General features: G+C 69.9%; 13 protein-coding genes. 6 read left to right on the top strand and 7 right to left on the bottom strand.

The window, feature by feature from the left end; translation table 11 throughout:
- Positions 1–214: 214 nt before the first annotated feature.
- The gene (locus tag ACZ7OI_RS10145; protein ID WP_470263831.1) at positions 215–1,285 is read right to left on the bottom strand and encodes a S1 family peptidase; all 1,071 of its coding nucleotides are present in this window, start codon (positions 1,283–1,285) and stop codon (positions 215–217) included.
- A 444-nt stretch (positions 1,286–1,729) separates the two neighbouring features.
- Between ACZ7OI_RS10145 and ACZ7OI_RS10140 the strand changes: the two genes are divergently transcribed.
- Together ACZ7OI_RS10140 and ACZ7OI_RS10135 are read left to right on the top strand one after the other, a co-directional pair.
- Entirely contained in the window at positions 1,730–2,440 is a 711-nt protein-coding gene (locus ACZ7OI_RS10140; RefSeq protein ID WP_470263830.1) for a S1 family peptidase, read from the top strand.
- A 38-nt stretch (positions 2,441–2,478) separates the two neighbouring features.
- Positions 2,479–3,015, top strand: coding sequence for a snapalysin family zinc-dependent metalloprotease (locus tag ACZ7OI_RS10135; protein WP_470263829.1), 537 nt, complete (start codon positions 2,479–2,481; stop codon positions 3,013–3,015).
- Positions 3,016–3,173: 158 nt separating this feature from the next.
- Here ACZ7OI_RS10135 and ACZ7OI_RS10130 read toward each other — a convergent pair whose 3' ends face one another.
- From ACZ7OI_RS10130 to ACZ7OI_RS10105, 6 genes are all read right to left on the bottom strand, one after another.
- Complete coding sequence (locus tag ACZ7OI_RS10130) at positions 3,174–4,568, bottom strand: family 2B encapsulin nanocompartment shell protein (protein WP_470264310.1); 1,395 nt, start codon at positions 4,566–4,568, stop codon at positions 3,174–3,176.
- Positions 4,565–5,980 carry a family 2B encapsulin nanocompartment shell protein gene (locus ACZ7OI_RS10125; protein WP_470263828.1) on the bottom strand — a complete coding sequence of 472 codons (1,416 nt, stop codon included), beginning with the start codon at positions 5,978–5,980 and terminating at the stop codon, positions 4,565–4,567. The genes ACZ7OI_RS10130 and ACZ7OI_RS10125 overlap by 4 nt, the downstream gene beginning before the upstream one ends.
- Before the next feature lie 50 nt (positions 5,981–6,030).
- The gene (locus tag ACZ7OI_RS10120) at positions 6,031–7,140 is read right to left on the bottom strand and encodes a family 2 encapsulin nanocompartment cargo protein terpene cyclase (RefSeq protein WP_470263827.1); all 1,110 of its coding nucleotides are present in this window, start codon (positions 7,138–7,140) and stop codon (positions 6,031–6,033) included.
- 14 nt (positions 7,141–7,154) lie between these two features.
- Positions 7,155–8,006, bottom strand: a complete 852-nt coding sequence (locus ACZ7OI_RS10115; protein ID WP_470263826.1) for a geranyl diphosphate 2-C-methyltransferase — start codon at positions 8,004–8,006, stop codon at positions 7,155–7,157.
- A 404-nt stretch (positions 8,007–8,410) separates the two neighbouring features.
- The gene (locus tag ACZ7OI_RS10110) at positions 8,411–8,734 is read right to left on the bottom strand and encodes a DMT family transporter (protein WP_470263825.1); all 324 of its coding nucleotides are present in this window, start codon (positions 8,732–8,734) and stop codon (positions 8,411–8,413) included.
- A 2-nt stretch (positions 8,735–8,736) separates the two neighbouring features.
- On the bottom strand, positions 8,737–9,570 hold the full coding sequence (locus ACZ7OI_RS10105; protein WP_470263824.1) for an aldo/keto reductase: 834 nt from the start codon (positions 9,568–9,570) through the stop codon (positions 8,737–8,739).
- 41 nt (positions 9,571–9,611) lie between these two features.
- Here ACZ7OI_RS10105 and ACZ7OI_RS10100 point away from each other — a divergent pair, with 41 nt between their 5' ends.
- From ACZ7OI_RS10100 to ACZ7OI_RS10085, 4 genes are all read left to right on the top strand, one after another.
- The gene (locus ACZ7OI_RS10100; protein ID WP_470263823.1) at positions 9,612–10,223 is read left to right on the top strand and encodes a TetR/AcrR family transcriptional regulator; all 612 of its coding nucleotides are present in this window, start codon (positions 9,612–9,614) and stop codon (positions 10,221–10,223) included.
- 332 nt (positions 10,224–10,555) lie between these two features.
- Entirely contained in the window at positions 10,556–10,939 is a 384-nt protein-coding gene (locus ACZ7OI_RS10095) for a hypothetical protein (protein WP_470263822.1), read from the top strand.
- Between the two features lie 46 nt (positions 10,940–10,985).
- Positions 10,986–11,633, top strand: coding sequence for a hypothetical protein (locus tag ACZ7OI_RS10090; protein ID WP_470263821.1), 648 nt, complete (start codon positions 10,986–10,988; stop codon positions 11,631–11,633).
- 93 nt (positions 11,634–11,726) lie between these two features.
- On the top strand, positions 11,727–13,550 hold the full coding sequence (locus ACZ7OI_RS10085; protein ID WP_470263820.1) for an amino acid adenylation domain-containing protein: 1,824 nt from the start codon (positions 11,727–11,729) through the stop codon (positions 13,548–13,550).
- Positions 13,551–13,560 lie beyond the last annotated feature (10 nt).

Genomic DNA, 13,560 nt, shown 5'->3' with positions numbered 1-13,560 from the left:
GAATCACCGACCGGCCCACCCCAATGCCGCTTGGGCCGCTAGCCCTGCCACCCAACCGGCCGCCGGGAACCTACGTACGCGAAGGCCCCTCACGACCCGAGAGTCGCGAGGGGCCTCTTCACAACCAGCCGAAGGTCGTGAGGGGAACCCTGGGGGAATCAGAGTCCCTCAGGGTTCCCCTCACAGCCGACAGAACCCCAGGCGGGGAAAGGGTTTACGGCAGAACCAGACCGTAGGCGCTCAGGGCCGCGGGGACTGGCTGGAAGAAGGTTTCTCCGCCGGAGTTGCAGTCTCCGCTGCCGCCGGAGGTGAGGCCCAGTGCGGTGGCTCCGTCGAAGAGCGAGCCGCCGCTGTCGCCGGGTTCGGCGCAGACGGTGGTGTCGATCAGGCCGTTCACCGCGCCTTCCTGGTAGTTCACCGTGGCGTTGAGCGCGGTGACCTGGCCGTCGTGGACGCCGGTCGTCGAGCCGCTCCGGGTGACCGTTTCGCCGACCGTCGCGTCGCCCGCGGCGGTGATTTGCTGGCCGGTGTTGATGGCGCTCGGGGCGTCCACGCCGGAGTCGTAGGTGGCGTACGAATAGTCGGTGCCGGGGAAGTTCGCTCCGGACGTGCTGGCGATGTGCTGCGAGTTGCCCTGGTCTGCCCACCAGTCGTTCGTGGCCACGCCGCAGTGTCCGGCGGTCAGGATCGCGGGCTGGCCGCTCGAGGTGTGCACGTTGAAGCCCAGCGAGCAGCGCAGGCCCTGGCCCCAGATCGCGTCGCCGCCGCTGATCAGCGGGCGCAGTTTGCCCTTCGTCTGGGCGAAGCGCGCCTTGTCGCCGAAGCGGTGCACGGCGCCGGTCACCTGCGCGAGTTTGGCTCCGGTGACGGACGAATCGGCGGTGACGAGCACCTGTCCGGTTCGCGGGTCGACGCGCCACGCGGTGCCGGGGACGCTGGCGGTGCGGGCGAGTTCCGAGGTGACGGCTTTCAGTTGGGACGCACGGTATTTCACGAACTTCGGCGTCGCGCCGGCCGCGCGGACCTGGTCGGCGGCGGCCTGGTCGGTGACGGTGACGGTCAGGCGCGAAGCGGCCTGGTCGTAGTACGAGCCCACGGTGCGGTCGCCGAGCGACTTCGCGATGCTGGCGGACATGGCGGTCGCGGCTCTCGCGTTCAGCGGTGCCGTCGAGGGCTGGGCGGCCGCGACGCCCGAGGCGGCGAAAACTGATCCAGCGGCCAGAACCGCCGCGGCGAAGGCGATACCGCCGCGTCCGCCGTGTCTTTGACTGAGTGCTGGGATCATGCACATCTCCGTTTCTTGCGAATAGGACGATGGCGCACCGCGGTCAGCTAATGCGGGCGCAATTCGCAGTTTAGGGATCCTTGGCAATCGCTTATACCCACGAAAGTCGCGAATCCCGTTCGGCTTTGCTGTCCAGCGGCGGGGCCCGTCCGCTGAACGGAAGTCCGAACTCGCCGCATCCGATCCATTAGCGGCTCGTTGAACAGCGCGGACGCCCAACCGGAACGCCTTATTCCGCGTTCGGTTCATCCCGGTAATCGACGTTCGTGCCGCCGCGCACGGTTCGGCGTCCGGGGCGTATCCCTCCTTTCGACGGTGTTCGGACTCCGGCGGCCCTGGGACTCTGTGGTTTCCATAGCGGGCCCGGCGCCCGCGAAAGTGGTCCCCCCGGCCGTATCCCCGGCCGAACTCCTGCCTCTCCCGCGATTGGCGGGATTGGTTGCTATGGAAGGGAAAGAGATGCGGAAAATAATGCTGGCGGTGATGGGCGCGGCTGCCCTGCTGTTCGGAGTGGCCGCACCGGCGGTCGCGGCGCAGCCGGCCATCATCGGAGGCAGCGACGCCAGCGAAACCTACTCGTTCATGGTGTCGCTGGACAACGGCTGCGGCGGAAGCCTCGTCGCGCCCCAGTGGATCATCACGGCGAACCACTGCGGCCAGGCCTCGACGGCGCGGATCGGCGCCATCGACATCAACGCGGGCGAGGTCGGCCAGATCGACAACGTGATCACCGACGACGGCACCGACCTCACCATGATGCACCTGAGCCAGCCCGCCCAGTCGGCGCCGGTCGCGATGGCGCAGAGCAACCCGTCGCCGGGAACGGGCGCGCGGCTGCTCGGCTGGGGCTGCACGAGCTGGCCCAACTGCCAGACGGCGCAAACCCTGCAGCAGATCGACCTTCAGGTGCTCGACAGCAGCGCGTGCGCGGCGGGCGGCGGCGGTGCGGGCGACGTCTGCATCTCCGGCGACTACGGGCATTCCGCGTGCCACGGCGATTCGGGCGGCCCCGCGATCGTCGGCACCACCGGGAACTGGACGCTGGTAGGCGAAACCCACGGCCCCGGCGACAACGGCGGCGAATGCGCCACCACCACCCTCTACACCGGCATCGCCCAGTACATGTCGTGGATCCAGCAGCAGATCGGAAGCTGAACCCTGTCCCGGAAACCCTCCTTCGGAGAGGAAAAACCATGACCTTGCAACGCTTTGGCCGGCTGGCCGCCGGCGCGGCCGCCGCGTTGGTGCTGCCGCTGACCGGAGTCGGGACGGCCGCCGCCGCGCCGCTGGACGCGGTGGAGCTGTACTACGACGCCAGCGGATTGCCCGACTACCAGGCCGAAGCCACCCAGGCCGCGGCGAACTGGAACAGCTCGGTGCACAACGTCCATCTGAACAGCGGCGGTTCCGCGACCATCATCATGCACGAAACCACCGGCGGCGGGTCCTACACCCAGACCGACGGGCACGGCACCGGCGACATCTACATCGACACCCAGCAGGTCGCCGAGGGCAACGACCCGACCCGGATCATCGCCCACGAGATCGGCCACAACCTCGGCCTTCCCGACCATTACGAGGGACCCTGCTCGGAGCTGATGTCCGGGCACGGGCCGGGAATCACGTGCAAGAACGCGATGCCGGACGCTCAGGAATCCGCACAGGTGGAGCAGAACTTCGCCAACGGGTTCGTGACGGTTCGCTTGCCGGAGAAGCACATCTTCCGCTGAGACGTCGACGCTCGCCGGGGCTGTTGCTTCCGGCGAGCGTTGCCGTGCCCTGGAAGTTCGCTTGCCTGGCAAGCAGATCCTCCGCTGAAACGTCGATGCTCGCCGGAAGCAGTGCGCTCCCGGCGAGCATCGACGTGGCACGCAACCCAGACCCGCGCTCAAGCCCGGGCGACCTCGACGTCGTCGAGGATCCCCAGCGCGTCCGGGACGAGGACCGCGACGGAGTGATAGGCACTGACCAAATAGGACGACACAGCGCGGTCGTCGATGTGCATGAACCGCACGTTCAATCCCGGCCGGTATTCGTCGGCGAGGGATTTCGGCCGCAATCCGATGACGCCCGCGTCGTCTTCCCCGGTGCGCATCGCGAGCACCGAGGTGGTGCCCGCCTCGCTGACCGGGATTTTTTCGCACGGCAGGATCGGGACCCCGCGCCACGCGGTGACGCGTTTCCCGTCCACCACGACCGGCTCGGGATAAACGCCGGCCTTCGTGCATTCCCGCCCGATCGCCGCGATCGCCCTCGGATGCGCGAGGAACAGGCGCGTTTTGCGCCGGCGGCAGAGCAGTTCGTCCAGATCGCCCGGCGTCGGAGGACCGGTGCGCGTGGTGATCCGGGATTTGAGGTCGGCATTGTGCAGCAGGCCGAAATCCGGGTTGTTGACCAGCTCGTGTTCCTGCCGTTCCCGCAATGCCTCGACGGTGAGCCGCAATTGCTGCTCGAACTGGTTCATCGGGTCGTTGTAGAGATCGGTGACGCGGTTGTGCACCCGCAGGACCGTCTGCGCCACCGCGAGGTCGTACTCGCGCGGCGAGGGCTCGTAGTCGACGTACGTGCCGGCGAGGACCGGTTCGCCGTCGTGGCCTGCGGAAAGGTCGATGCTCGCCTCTCCCTTGCGGTTCTGCGGTTTCCGCGGCCGGGAAGCGGCCTGCGCGACGTGCGCGCGCAGGGAATCGAGCCTGCCGTTGAGCCGGGCGTACGAGCCGCCGGGCAGCACCAGCGCGACCACCCTCGTCGCGGCGCGGGCGGTGAAACCCCAGGTGGCGTCGTCGGCGGCGAGGAGTTCGCCGCCGAAATGGTCGCCGTCGGTGTCGGTGCCCAGGTGGGTTTCCGCGCCGTACTGTCCCTCGCCGTGCCGGGTGACCTTGCCGTGCACGATGAGCACGAGCTGGTCCAGCGAGTCCCCGGCGGAGACGAGCGTGCTGCCCGCCTCGTACTCGCGCTGTTCGAACGCGTCGGCCAGCGCGCCGAGCGCAGCCTCGTCGGCGAACCCGCGCAGCAGCTCGATCTCGGTCAGTTCGAGGGGGACGACCTGCACCTGCGCCCCGGTCTGGAAGAAGCTCACCTTGCCGTCGCCGACGGTGTAGGCGAGCCGCCGGTTGACCCGGTAGCTGCCGCCGGGCACCTCGACCCACGGCAGCTGCGACAGCAGCCACCGCGGGGTGATCGAGCGCATCTGCGGCAGCGACTTGGTGGTCGTGGCGAGGGTGCGGGCCGCCTTGACGCCGAGGGAGAGCTGCTCCTGTTGCTGCGTGATCGGCACCGGGCTCAGCCCTCCCGGCCGATTTCGGCGGCTTCCAGCACGGCGAGCGCGTCCGGCACGAGGACGGCGGCGGAATAGTAGGCCGAGACCAGGTAGGACAGGATGGCCTGCTCGCTGATGCCCATGAACCGCACGTTGAGGCCCGGCTGGTACTCGTCCGGCAGCCCGGTCTGGTGCAGCCCGACGACGCCCTGTGCCTGCTCGCCGGTCCGCATCAGCAGGACCGAGCTGGTGCGGGTCTCGGTGACCGGGATCTTGTTGCACGGCAGGATCGGCACGCCGCGCCACGCGGGCACCTGGTGGCCGCCGAGGTCGACCGAGCCGGGGTAGATCCCGGCCTTGCTGCATTCCCGCCCGAACGCGGCGATCGTCTTCGGGTGCGCGAGGAAGAACCCGGGGTCCTTCCACACCAGCGAAAGCAGCTCGTCGAAATCGTCCGGCGTCGGCGGGCCGGTGCGGGTCGGCACCCGCTGGTCGAAGTCGGCGTTGTTCAGCAGGCCGAAGTCGGGGTTGTTGACCAGCTCGTGCTCTTGCCGTTCCCGCAGCGCCTCGACGGTGAGCCGCAACTGCTGCTCGGTCTGGTTCATCGGCTCGCTGTAGAGGTCGGCGACCCGGCTGTGGACCCGCAGCACGGTCTGCGCGACGCTCAGCTCGTACTCGCGCGGGGACGTGTCGTAGTCGACGAAGGTGCCCGGCAGCTGCGGTTCGCCGTCGTGCCCGGCGGCGAGGGCGATCTCGGCCTCGCCGTGTTCGTTGCGGGCCGTGTCCCCGCCCGCGACGAAGGCATCGAGGTGCTCGCGCAGCGAGTCCGAGCGGTTCAGCACGCCTTCGAACTCCTGGCGCGACAACGTCAGCACGGTCACCGCGGTGACCGCCTTGGTGGTGAACTCCCAGATCCCGTCCGCGCTGACGAGCACGTTCTCGCCGAAGTAGTCGCCGTCCACGAGCGTGCCGAGCACGGTCTGATCGCCGTAGGCTCCGACGCCCGCCTTCGTGATTTTGCCGTGCGCGACAAGGAACACCTGGTCGGCGCGGCTGCCGAATTCGGCCAGCACGTCGCCCGGCTGGTACTCGCGCTGGGCGAACCGCCCGGCGAGCTCGGCCAGCGCCGCCTCGTCGTCGAATCCGCGCAGCGGCGCGAGCTCCCCGAGCTCGGGCGGGATGACCCGGACCTCGGAGCCGCTGGTCACGAACGTGACCCGGCCGTCGCCGACGGTGTAGGACAGCCGCCGGTTGACGCGGTACGTGCCCGCGGAGACCTCGACCCACGGCAGCACCTTCAGCAGCCACCGCGTGCTGATGCCCTGCATCTGCGGGACGGACTTCGTGGTCGTGGCCAGCTGCCGCGCCGCCGCGCGGCCTAGGCTCAAGGGTTCCCGGTCTTCCACGTCCGCGGAGTCGACCGGATCGGTGACAGTCACAGCGAAACCACCTTGTCTGGGGAACGTTGGCTTGGCTCAGGAGTCTGGGATCAGGAGCGGTAGCGAGGGTTCGTGGCGTGCCATTCGAAGCCGCCGCCCATCCAGTCGCGGACGCCGGCGAGGAAGCGCTGCAGTTCCGGCGACGGGATCGAGAGCAGGGCCCGATGCCCCTCCTCGAACTCGCGCACGATCTTGTTGTGCAGCGCGACCGTGGCCTCGACCGCCTCGGAGACCGGGCAGTTCCGGTCGGCGGCGATCTGCAGCACCATGTTGCAGACCGGGTTCTCGTCGGCGGCGTCCTTGGCCACCGAATGGAGGTCGTTGACCAGGACCGTCGCGGTGCCCGCGCGCATCATCGCCTCCCGCACGCGCGGGTCGTAGTAGAACGGCGCGGGCAGTTCGTACCCGCCGACGGCGTCGATGAGGGTCATCGAGGTGTAGAAGCTGTCGTGCTGGCGTGCCGCCAGGTACTCCCAGGCCGGGGGATAGCGGCCGGTGTGGCGCCACGCGGCGTAGGCGCCCCAGCTGACGAACATCGCGAACGTCGAATAGCAGACCCGCTGGACCAGCACCGGCGAACCGTGCCTGCCCAGATGGTCGACCGCGGAACGGAACCCGACCCGGATCGGATCCGCCCGCAGCGCTTCCTCCAGCGGCTCGGAGAACTCGCCCGCGGGCGCGACCGGGTCCATCGCGGCCATCACCAGCGCCAGCCGCGGCGGGAGTTCGGTCGGCGAGGCGCCGAGGGCGCTGTCGTCGGCGTAGTAGTCGTCGGCCGCCCACCACACGGCGTTGAGCTGCGCGGCGATCAGGAGGCGGTCGGGATCGGAGGAGTCCGGGTGGGCGAGCATCACGAGCCTGCCGAGCGTGGCCCGCGCGATCTGGTCCAGCCCCTCGCCCTCGAACCCGCAGTCCGCCGCCCACGCCACGAGCCGCCGGTCGACCTCCTCGGCGAGCGGCTCGTCCACCCGCCGCACGGCCGGGCAGTACAGCGGCGACGCACTGCCGTCGCCCCATTCCCGTTCCGCGTACGCCGGATCCTGGCCGCGCGGCGGCTCGGACCGCGGCGCGAACTGCTCGGCGATCCGGGCCGCCGAGGTGCCGAGGCCGAACGGGCCTGCGAACGCGAGGTCCGGGCGGACCGCTGCGATTCCGGACATGCCGTCCCGCCCGGTCAGACGCGGTCGGCGGCGATGAGCAGGTAGTGGAAGCTGCCCTCGCGATAGGCGGTCAGGAACGGCCCTTCGATGCCGGTCGCGACGGACGACTGCTCGCGCAGCTCCCAGTACGGGATCGTCGCCTCGGTGAGGTCCACGACGCTGATCGGGACGAACCCGTTGGCGCTCAGCGCCTTGAAATAGTCGCCGCGGGCGTGGATATTGCAGATGTAATGCTGGTCGATCTGGCTCACCGCGCGCGAACGCCCGCCGGTCAGATCGTTGTAGCAGCCGGTGATGGTGACGAATCGGCCGCCCGGGGCGAGCTGCCGCGCGTGTTCGGCGAAGAGTTCGTGCAGATCGACGTACATCGTGCTTTCGTTGTTCCAGATCCCGGCGAAATCGCCGCTTTCGAATCCGGTGTCGAGCATGTTCCGGAGGTGATAGCGCACCGCTCCGTCTATTCCGCGCAGCCGCGCCTGTTCATTGGCGAATTCGACCTGCTGCTCGGAAATGGAGATCCCGTCCACCCGGCAGCCGAACCGCTGGTGCGCCTGCACGCTCGTGCCGCCCCGCCCGCAGCCGGCGTCGAGCAGCCGCGCGGTGGGCTCGATGTCCCCGAGGTGCTGCAACAGGAACTGCGACTGCGCGGTCTCCAGCCGGTGCATTTCGGCGATGATCGCCTTGTCGCGCTTTTCCCCGCGTCCGTCCAGAACGGACGGGTCGTACTCGCCGATGCCGTAGTGGTGGTGGTAAAGCCCGTCGACGTCGCCGAGGCGCAGGTTGACCGGATCCTTTTCGGCATTCCAGTAGTCGGCGACCGACTGCTGATACGCGGTGCGGGCAACCGGACGGGCAACAGACGTCATCATGTACTCCCTTTTCGGACCGCAATTTCCGGTCGGCGCGCGGTGAACTGCGCCGTCCCGCTCCCGGCTGGCGCGGGGCGGTCGGCATTTCTCCCTCGGGGTCCGAGGCTAGCGAGAATTCTTTTCCCCGGACAAGACGATTAGCGGGAATTCACTCGCGGGCTGGCGGGAACCGTTCGGCGTGCCTCTTCTGGCCTAGGAAGCCACCCTTGCGGGGTGTTCGCGCGCCGGTCGCCGGGGCACGAACGATGCCGCCGCGGACACGGGAGGATGACGGCGGGCGACAGTCCGTGGACGATCCTGGCAGACGGGTGATGCCCGATGGGCTGAAGCGGTTCCGGGCCGCGGAACTTCGGGGGAGCCGGTCCCGGGCCCGGCGGCTTGTTCCGGGACCGGCTCGGCCGTTACGCGGTCCGTGACGTCAGCTGAAGCAGGACGACCCCGCCGGCGATCAGCGCGAGCGCGAGGATCCGCGGCAGGCTGACCGGTTCGCGGAGCCAGAAGATCCCGACGACAGCCGTCCCGACCGCGCCGATCCCGACGAACACCGCGTACGCCGACCCGACCGGAACCGTCTTCATGCCGAGGTTCAGCACGTACAGCACGAGGACGGTGAGCGCGCCGCAGACGAGCGTCGGGACGAGTTTGGCGAAGCCGTCGGCGAGGCGAATGCTGTGCGCCCAGGCGATTTCGAGCAGCCCGGCCGTGAACACGGCGATCCAGCCCATCGTCAGGCCTCGTCGAGCGCGGCGCGGACGGCCGAGGGGATGGCGAGTTCCCGCGCGGCGACGAGGTCGGCAAGGTGGTCTGGGTTGCTCGTGCCCGGGATGACAGCGAGGTTGGGCGCGAGGTCCAAGAGCCAGGCGAGGGCCAGCGTGGCCGCCGAAACGCCAAGCCGCGCGGCAGGTTCGGTCAGCGGCGACTTCGCGCCGGCGAGTGCTCCGTTGCCGAGCGGACGGAACGCCAGATACGGAATCCCGGCGGCGGTGGTGGCGTCCAGGACGTCCCGGCCGCCGGAGTGCCCGACGTGGTGCTCGTTCTCCACCGACGCGATCGTCGTGACCGCACGCGCCTGGTCCAGCAGGTCGCGAGTGACGTTCGAGACGCCGACGTGTTCGAGCAGGCCCTCCTCGCGGAGTTCGGCGAGCGCGCCGACGGTGTCCGCCCACGGCACCGTGCTGTCGGGCATGAACCTGGCGTGCACCAACGGAAGCCGTTCGACGCCAAGCTGTCTGAGGTTGTCCCGGACCGCGGCCTTGACCGCCTCCGGGGCGGCGTCGGCGAGGAACCCGCCGTCGGGACTGCGGCGCGCGCCGACCTTGGTGGCGATGAGCAGGTCTTCCGGGTACGGCCGGAGCGCCTCGGCGAGCAGGCGGTTGGCCGTCTCGGGCCCGTAGTAGCCGGACGTGTCGATCAGCCGGATGCCCGCGTCGACAGCGGCGCGGACGGCGGCCTTGGCGCGCTCCGGATCGGCCGGTCCGCCCAGGGCTTTCGGCCCGGCGAGCTGCATGGTCCCGTAGCCGATCCGGTCCACGGTGCGGCCGGCGAGCGTGAACGAGTGCATGGTCTGCCCCCATCTCGGTCATGTGGACACTGTGTCCGCTTATGACTGTACTCGATCCGGACACGCTGTCCAGATACAGTGACGGGGTGAACGGCAAGCCAGTCACCGAACGAGCGGACGCCGCGGCGAACCGGCGGCGGATCCTCGCCGCGGCCGAGGACCTGTTCGCCGCGAAAGGCCCGGACATCACGATGGGCGACCTGGCGGCGGCGGCCGGGGTCGGCCGGGGCACGCTTTATCGGCGCTACGACAGCGTCGCCGCGGTGGCGGTCGCGCTGCTGGACGAACACGAGCGCCGGTTGCAGGAGGCGATGCTGTCCGGACCGCCGCCGCTCGGGCCGGGTGCTGCGCCCCGGGAACGGTTGGTCGCGTTTTACGACGCGATGATCGATCTGCTGGAGCGGCATCTGCCGTTGGCGCTGGGCGCGGAGACGGGGGCTCGGCGGTACCAGACCGGCGCGTACGCGTTCTGGCGGGTTTTCGTGGCCGCGCAGGTGCGGGAAGCCGGGTTGCGGGACGAGGCGCTGCCGGATGTGCTGCTGGCTCCGTTGGCGCCTGATCTGTACCAGAATCAGCGGCATGAGCGGGGAATGTCGGTTGCGGCGGTGAAGAAGGCGCTGCATCGGCTGGCTTGTGCGTTGCCGTCGGAGTGAGGTTAGTTCGGGCGGGGTTGAGCCCGCTGGGCGGATTTGTGGTGGATTGGCTGGGTTGTTCCGCGTTGGCGGGTGAACGGCTGGCTTAGCGCTTTTCGGCGGGCGGCGGCTGAGCGAACCGGGCTTGGGGCGCGGGTTCGCCGGGCGGATAGCGGTGCGCTGGTGCGGATCGACCGGTTCATGTCGTGCTGGAGCCGGTGCTCAGGCTGAAGGGCGAGCACTTCCGCCGCACGAACCCCGGCGCGCCGATACGAAGCGACTGCCTTGCGTCCCCTCCGGAAGAGCGGCGACTGTACGGCCCGGAACCGGCCGAAGCGGAGTAAATTCGCCGGATGAACAGCGGCGCGCCGATGCGGATCGGCTGGATCTGCCTCGCGGTGGTCAGCGCGGGGATCCTCGGTTTCGGGATCGTGGTCGCCGTCGCGCCGCCCGCCGGGGACGCGCTGCTCTACCGCACCGACGCGCTCGCCACCGCCGGGCTCGGGCTGTTCGGCGGGCTGACCGCGGTCATCCCGTTCCGCGCGGGCGAGCGGTGGGCGTGGTTCGCGCTGTGGTTCTACCCGGTGTTCTGGCTCGCGCACCTGATCTTCCGGCTGCCTCCGGGCACTGATCACGTGCACCAGATCGTGTTCATCGTGCTGTCGCTGGCCGGGTTGCTGGTGCCGGTGCGAGCGTTCTTCGGGGCTCCGGCCGAGGGGCATCACGCTCGCCGGTAGTCCGTAATCGGGTACGGCGGCGGCCCCGCCGTGTCATCATTCCGGCGTGTCCACCACAAAGCCCACTGTGGCAAGGGATTCCGCGCGGAAGACGACTCCGGCGAGCGGTCGAGTCGTCGCGCTGCGTGCGGGGCTGTGCTGGCTCGTCGTCCTGGTGCTCGGCGGCGCGGCGGCGGTGGGATTCGTCAGCACCAGCTCGGTGGCGGCCGCGGCGGGCTTGCTCTTCGGGCTCCTGCTCGCCGCACTGGCGACGTCGGCGGTCTTCATGTTCTCCGGCCGCGGCTGGTTCCTCGTCGGAGGCTTCCTGCTGACCGCGTTCTACCTGGTCTGCGTCGGGGTGACGGCGGTCGGCTACCTCGCGGCGGACGGCAGCCGGTACAGCGCGATCGCGGTGTCCTCCGAATGCCATCACGTCAAGGGCGGCACCGCCTGCTCCGCGCGGGTCAACCGGCCGGACGGCACGCTGCTGGCCGAGGAGCTGTCGGTGGAGTCGCGGATGAAGGCCGGCAAGACGGTCGACGTGGTCGAAGACCGGGCGGGCATCGTCAAGACGCATCGCGCGGACGAACTGGATCCGGACGCGCTGCCGGCCGACCTGGTGTGGCTGGGGGCGTCGGCGGCGCTGCTGGCCGGGTTGTTCGGGTCGAGCGCGTGGCTCGGATACCGGAGGCCGTTGCCCAGGGCGCGCCGCTGACTCCGCGGGGATGTCTGCTCGTTCGTCTCTGGCCCCGGTCCGCGGTCCTGGTCATGCTCCAGTCGGAACCGTTGGACGCGGGAGGACGCCTTCATGACCATGCAGCCTGAACGCGGCGCGGACGTGCCGTTGCCCGATTTGTGCGTGCACGAGCTGTTCGCCCGCTGCGCCGCCGCGGCTCCGGAAGCCACGGCGGTGCTGTACGGCGACGAACGGCTGGACTACGGCGAGCTGGACCGCCGCGCCAACCGGTTCGCGCATCTGTTGCGAGCGCGGGGAATCGGGCCGGAGACGCCGGTCGCGCTGTGCCTGGATCGCGGGACGACGCTGCTGGTCGCGATGCTCGGAATCCTCAAGGCGGGCGGCTATTACGTCCCGCTCGACCCGGGTTATCCGCCCGAGCGGCTCGCGTTCATGCTCGGCGACTCCGGCGCGACGGTCGCGGTCGCCGAACGGGCGCTGGCGGACCGGGTCCAGGCCGCGCAGACGGTCGTTCTCGCCGACGAAGCCGACCTCGGCGAATGGCCCAGCACTCCGCCGGTCGTGAATGCGGTGCCGGACAACCTGATCTACCAGATGTACACCTCCGGTTCCACCGGCCTGCCGAAGGGCGTGCAGGTGACGCATCGCGGGGTGGTCCGGCTGGTGCACGGCTCCGGATTCGCCGATTTCGGTGCGGGAGAAGTGTTTCTGCTCCTGACGTCGCTGTGCTTCGACGTCTCGACGTTCGAGTTGTGGGGCGCCCTCGCCACCGGCGCGGCGCTGGCTGTGTTGCCGCCGGGGGTGCCGACCGCGGCGACGGTGGAGGAGGCGGTGCGCCGGTTCGGGGTCACGACGGTGTGGCTCAGCTCCGGGCTGTTCGGGCACGTCGTCGACGACCGGGTCACCGCGCTCGCCGGGGTGCGGCACGTGATCGCGGGCGGCGACGTCGTGCCGCCGGTGCAGGCGCGGCGGGTGATCGAAGAACTCGGGGCCGAGATGAGCAACGGCTACGGCCCGACCGAGTGCACCACTTTCGCTTGCGTGCACAGGGGAATGACGGTCGCCGACACCGCCGGGCCGATCCCGGTCGGCAAGCCGATCGCGAACACGCACGCCTTCGTCGCCGATGCCGACGGGGTGCCGGTCGAGCCGGGCGAGCGGGGGGAGCTGCTGCTCGGCGGTCCTGGCGTCGCGCGGGGGTATTTCCGTCGCCCCGCGCTGACTGCGGAGCGGTTCGTGCCCGACCCTTACTCGGCCGGCGGACGGCTTTACCGTACTGGCGACGAGGTCGCGCTCCGGCCGGACGGGACGTTCGCCTTCTTCGGACGCCTTGATCAGCAGGTCAAGATCCGCGGCTTCCGGGTCGAGCCGGGCGAGGTGGAAGCGGTGCTCACGGCGCATCCGCTCGTGCGGTCGGCCGTGGTGGTGCCGTATGAACGCGACGGCGGCGACCGGGTTCTGGCGGCACACGTGGTGGCTGATCGGCCCGCGGTGGCCGAGCTGCGGGAATTCCTGCTCGCCCGGCTGCCCGCGCATTTGGTGCCCTCGCGGTGGTCCTGGCTCGACGAGCTGCCGATCACGCCCAACGGCAAGGTCGACCGCGCCGCGTTGCCGGAGCCGGAGGAGGCCGGGCCGGCGGCGGAGTTCGTCGCGCCGCGGACGCCGGTCGAGGAGGCTGTCGCCGAGGTGTGGCGGGAATTGCTGGACCTGCCGCGCGTCGGCGTCCACGACGATTTCTTCGCCGACCTGGGCGGGCATTCGCTGCTGGCGACCCGCGTGGTGGCGTTGCTGGGGGAGCGGTTCCCGGTGGAGGTGCCGGTGAGCACGGTTTTCGAGGCGTCGACGGTGGAGCTGCTGGCGGCCGAGGTGCATCGGGCGGTGACGGAGTACGTGGCCGGACTGTCCGATGTGGACGTTGAGCACGCGCTGAGTTGATGCTCTTGAA

It is taken from the genome of Amycolatopsis sp. NPDC114503, from assembly GCF_055633655.1.
The sequence above is the reverse complement of the archived record's forward strand: the minus strand, read 5'-3'. Positions and strand labels throughout refer to the sequence as shown.

Bases quoted from the DNA above. Each gene is read 5' to 3' on its own strand.
- ACZ7OI_RS10110 (WP_470263825.1), bottom strand. From the start codon at position 8,734: ATGGGCTGGATCGCCGTGTTCACGGCCGGGCTGCTCGAAATCGCCTGG.
- ACZ7OI_RS10145 (WP_470263831.1), bottom strand. From the start codon at position 1,285: ATGATCCCAGCACTCAGTCAAAGACACGGCGGACGCGGCGGTATCGCC.
- ACZ7OI_RS10115 (WP_470263826.1), bottom strand. From the start codon at position 8,006: ATGACGTCTGTTGCCCGTCCGGTTGCCCGCACCGCGTATCAGCAGTCG.
- ACZ7OI_RS10095 (WP_470263822.1), top strand. From the start codon at position 10,556: ATGAACAGCGGCGCGCCGATGCGGATCGGCTGGATCTGCCTCGCGGTG.
- ACZ7OI_RS10140 (WP_470263830.1), top strand. From the start codon at position 1,730: ATGGAAGGGAAAGAGATGCGGAAAATAATGCTGGCGGTGATGGGCGCG.
- ACZ7OI_RS10100 (WP_470263823.1), top strand. From the start codon at position 9,612: ATGACTGTACTCGATCCGGACACGCTGTCCAGATACAGTGACGGGGTG.
- ACZ7OI_RS10085 (WP_470263820.1), top strand. From the start codon at position 11,727: ATGACCATGCAGCCTGAACGCGGCGCGGACGTGCCGTTGCCCGATTTG.
- ACZ7OI_RS10135 (WP_470263829.1), top strand. From the start codon at position 2,479: ATGACCTTGCAACGCTTTGGCCGGCTGGCCGCCGGCGCGGCCGCCGCG.
- ACZ7OI_RS10120 (WP_470263827.1), bottom strand. From the start codon at position 7,140: ATGTCCGGAATCGCAGCGGTCCGCCCGGACCTCGCGTTCGCAGGCCCG.
- ACZ7OI_RS10105 (WP_470263824.1), bottom strand. From the start codon at position 9,570: ATGCACTCGTTCACGCTCGCCGGCCGCACCGTGGACCGGATCGGCTAC.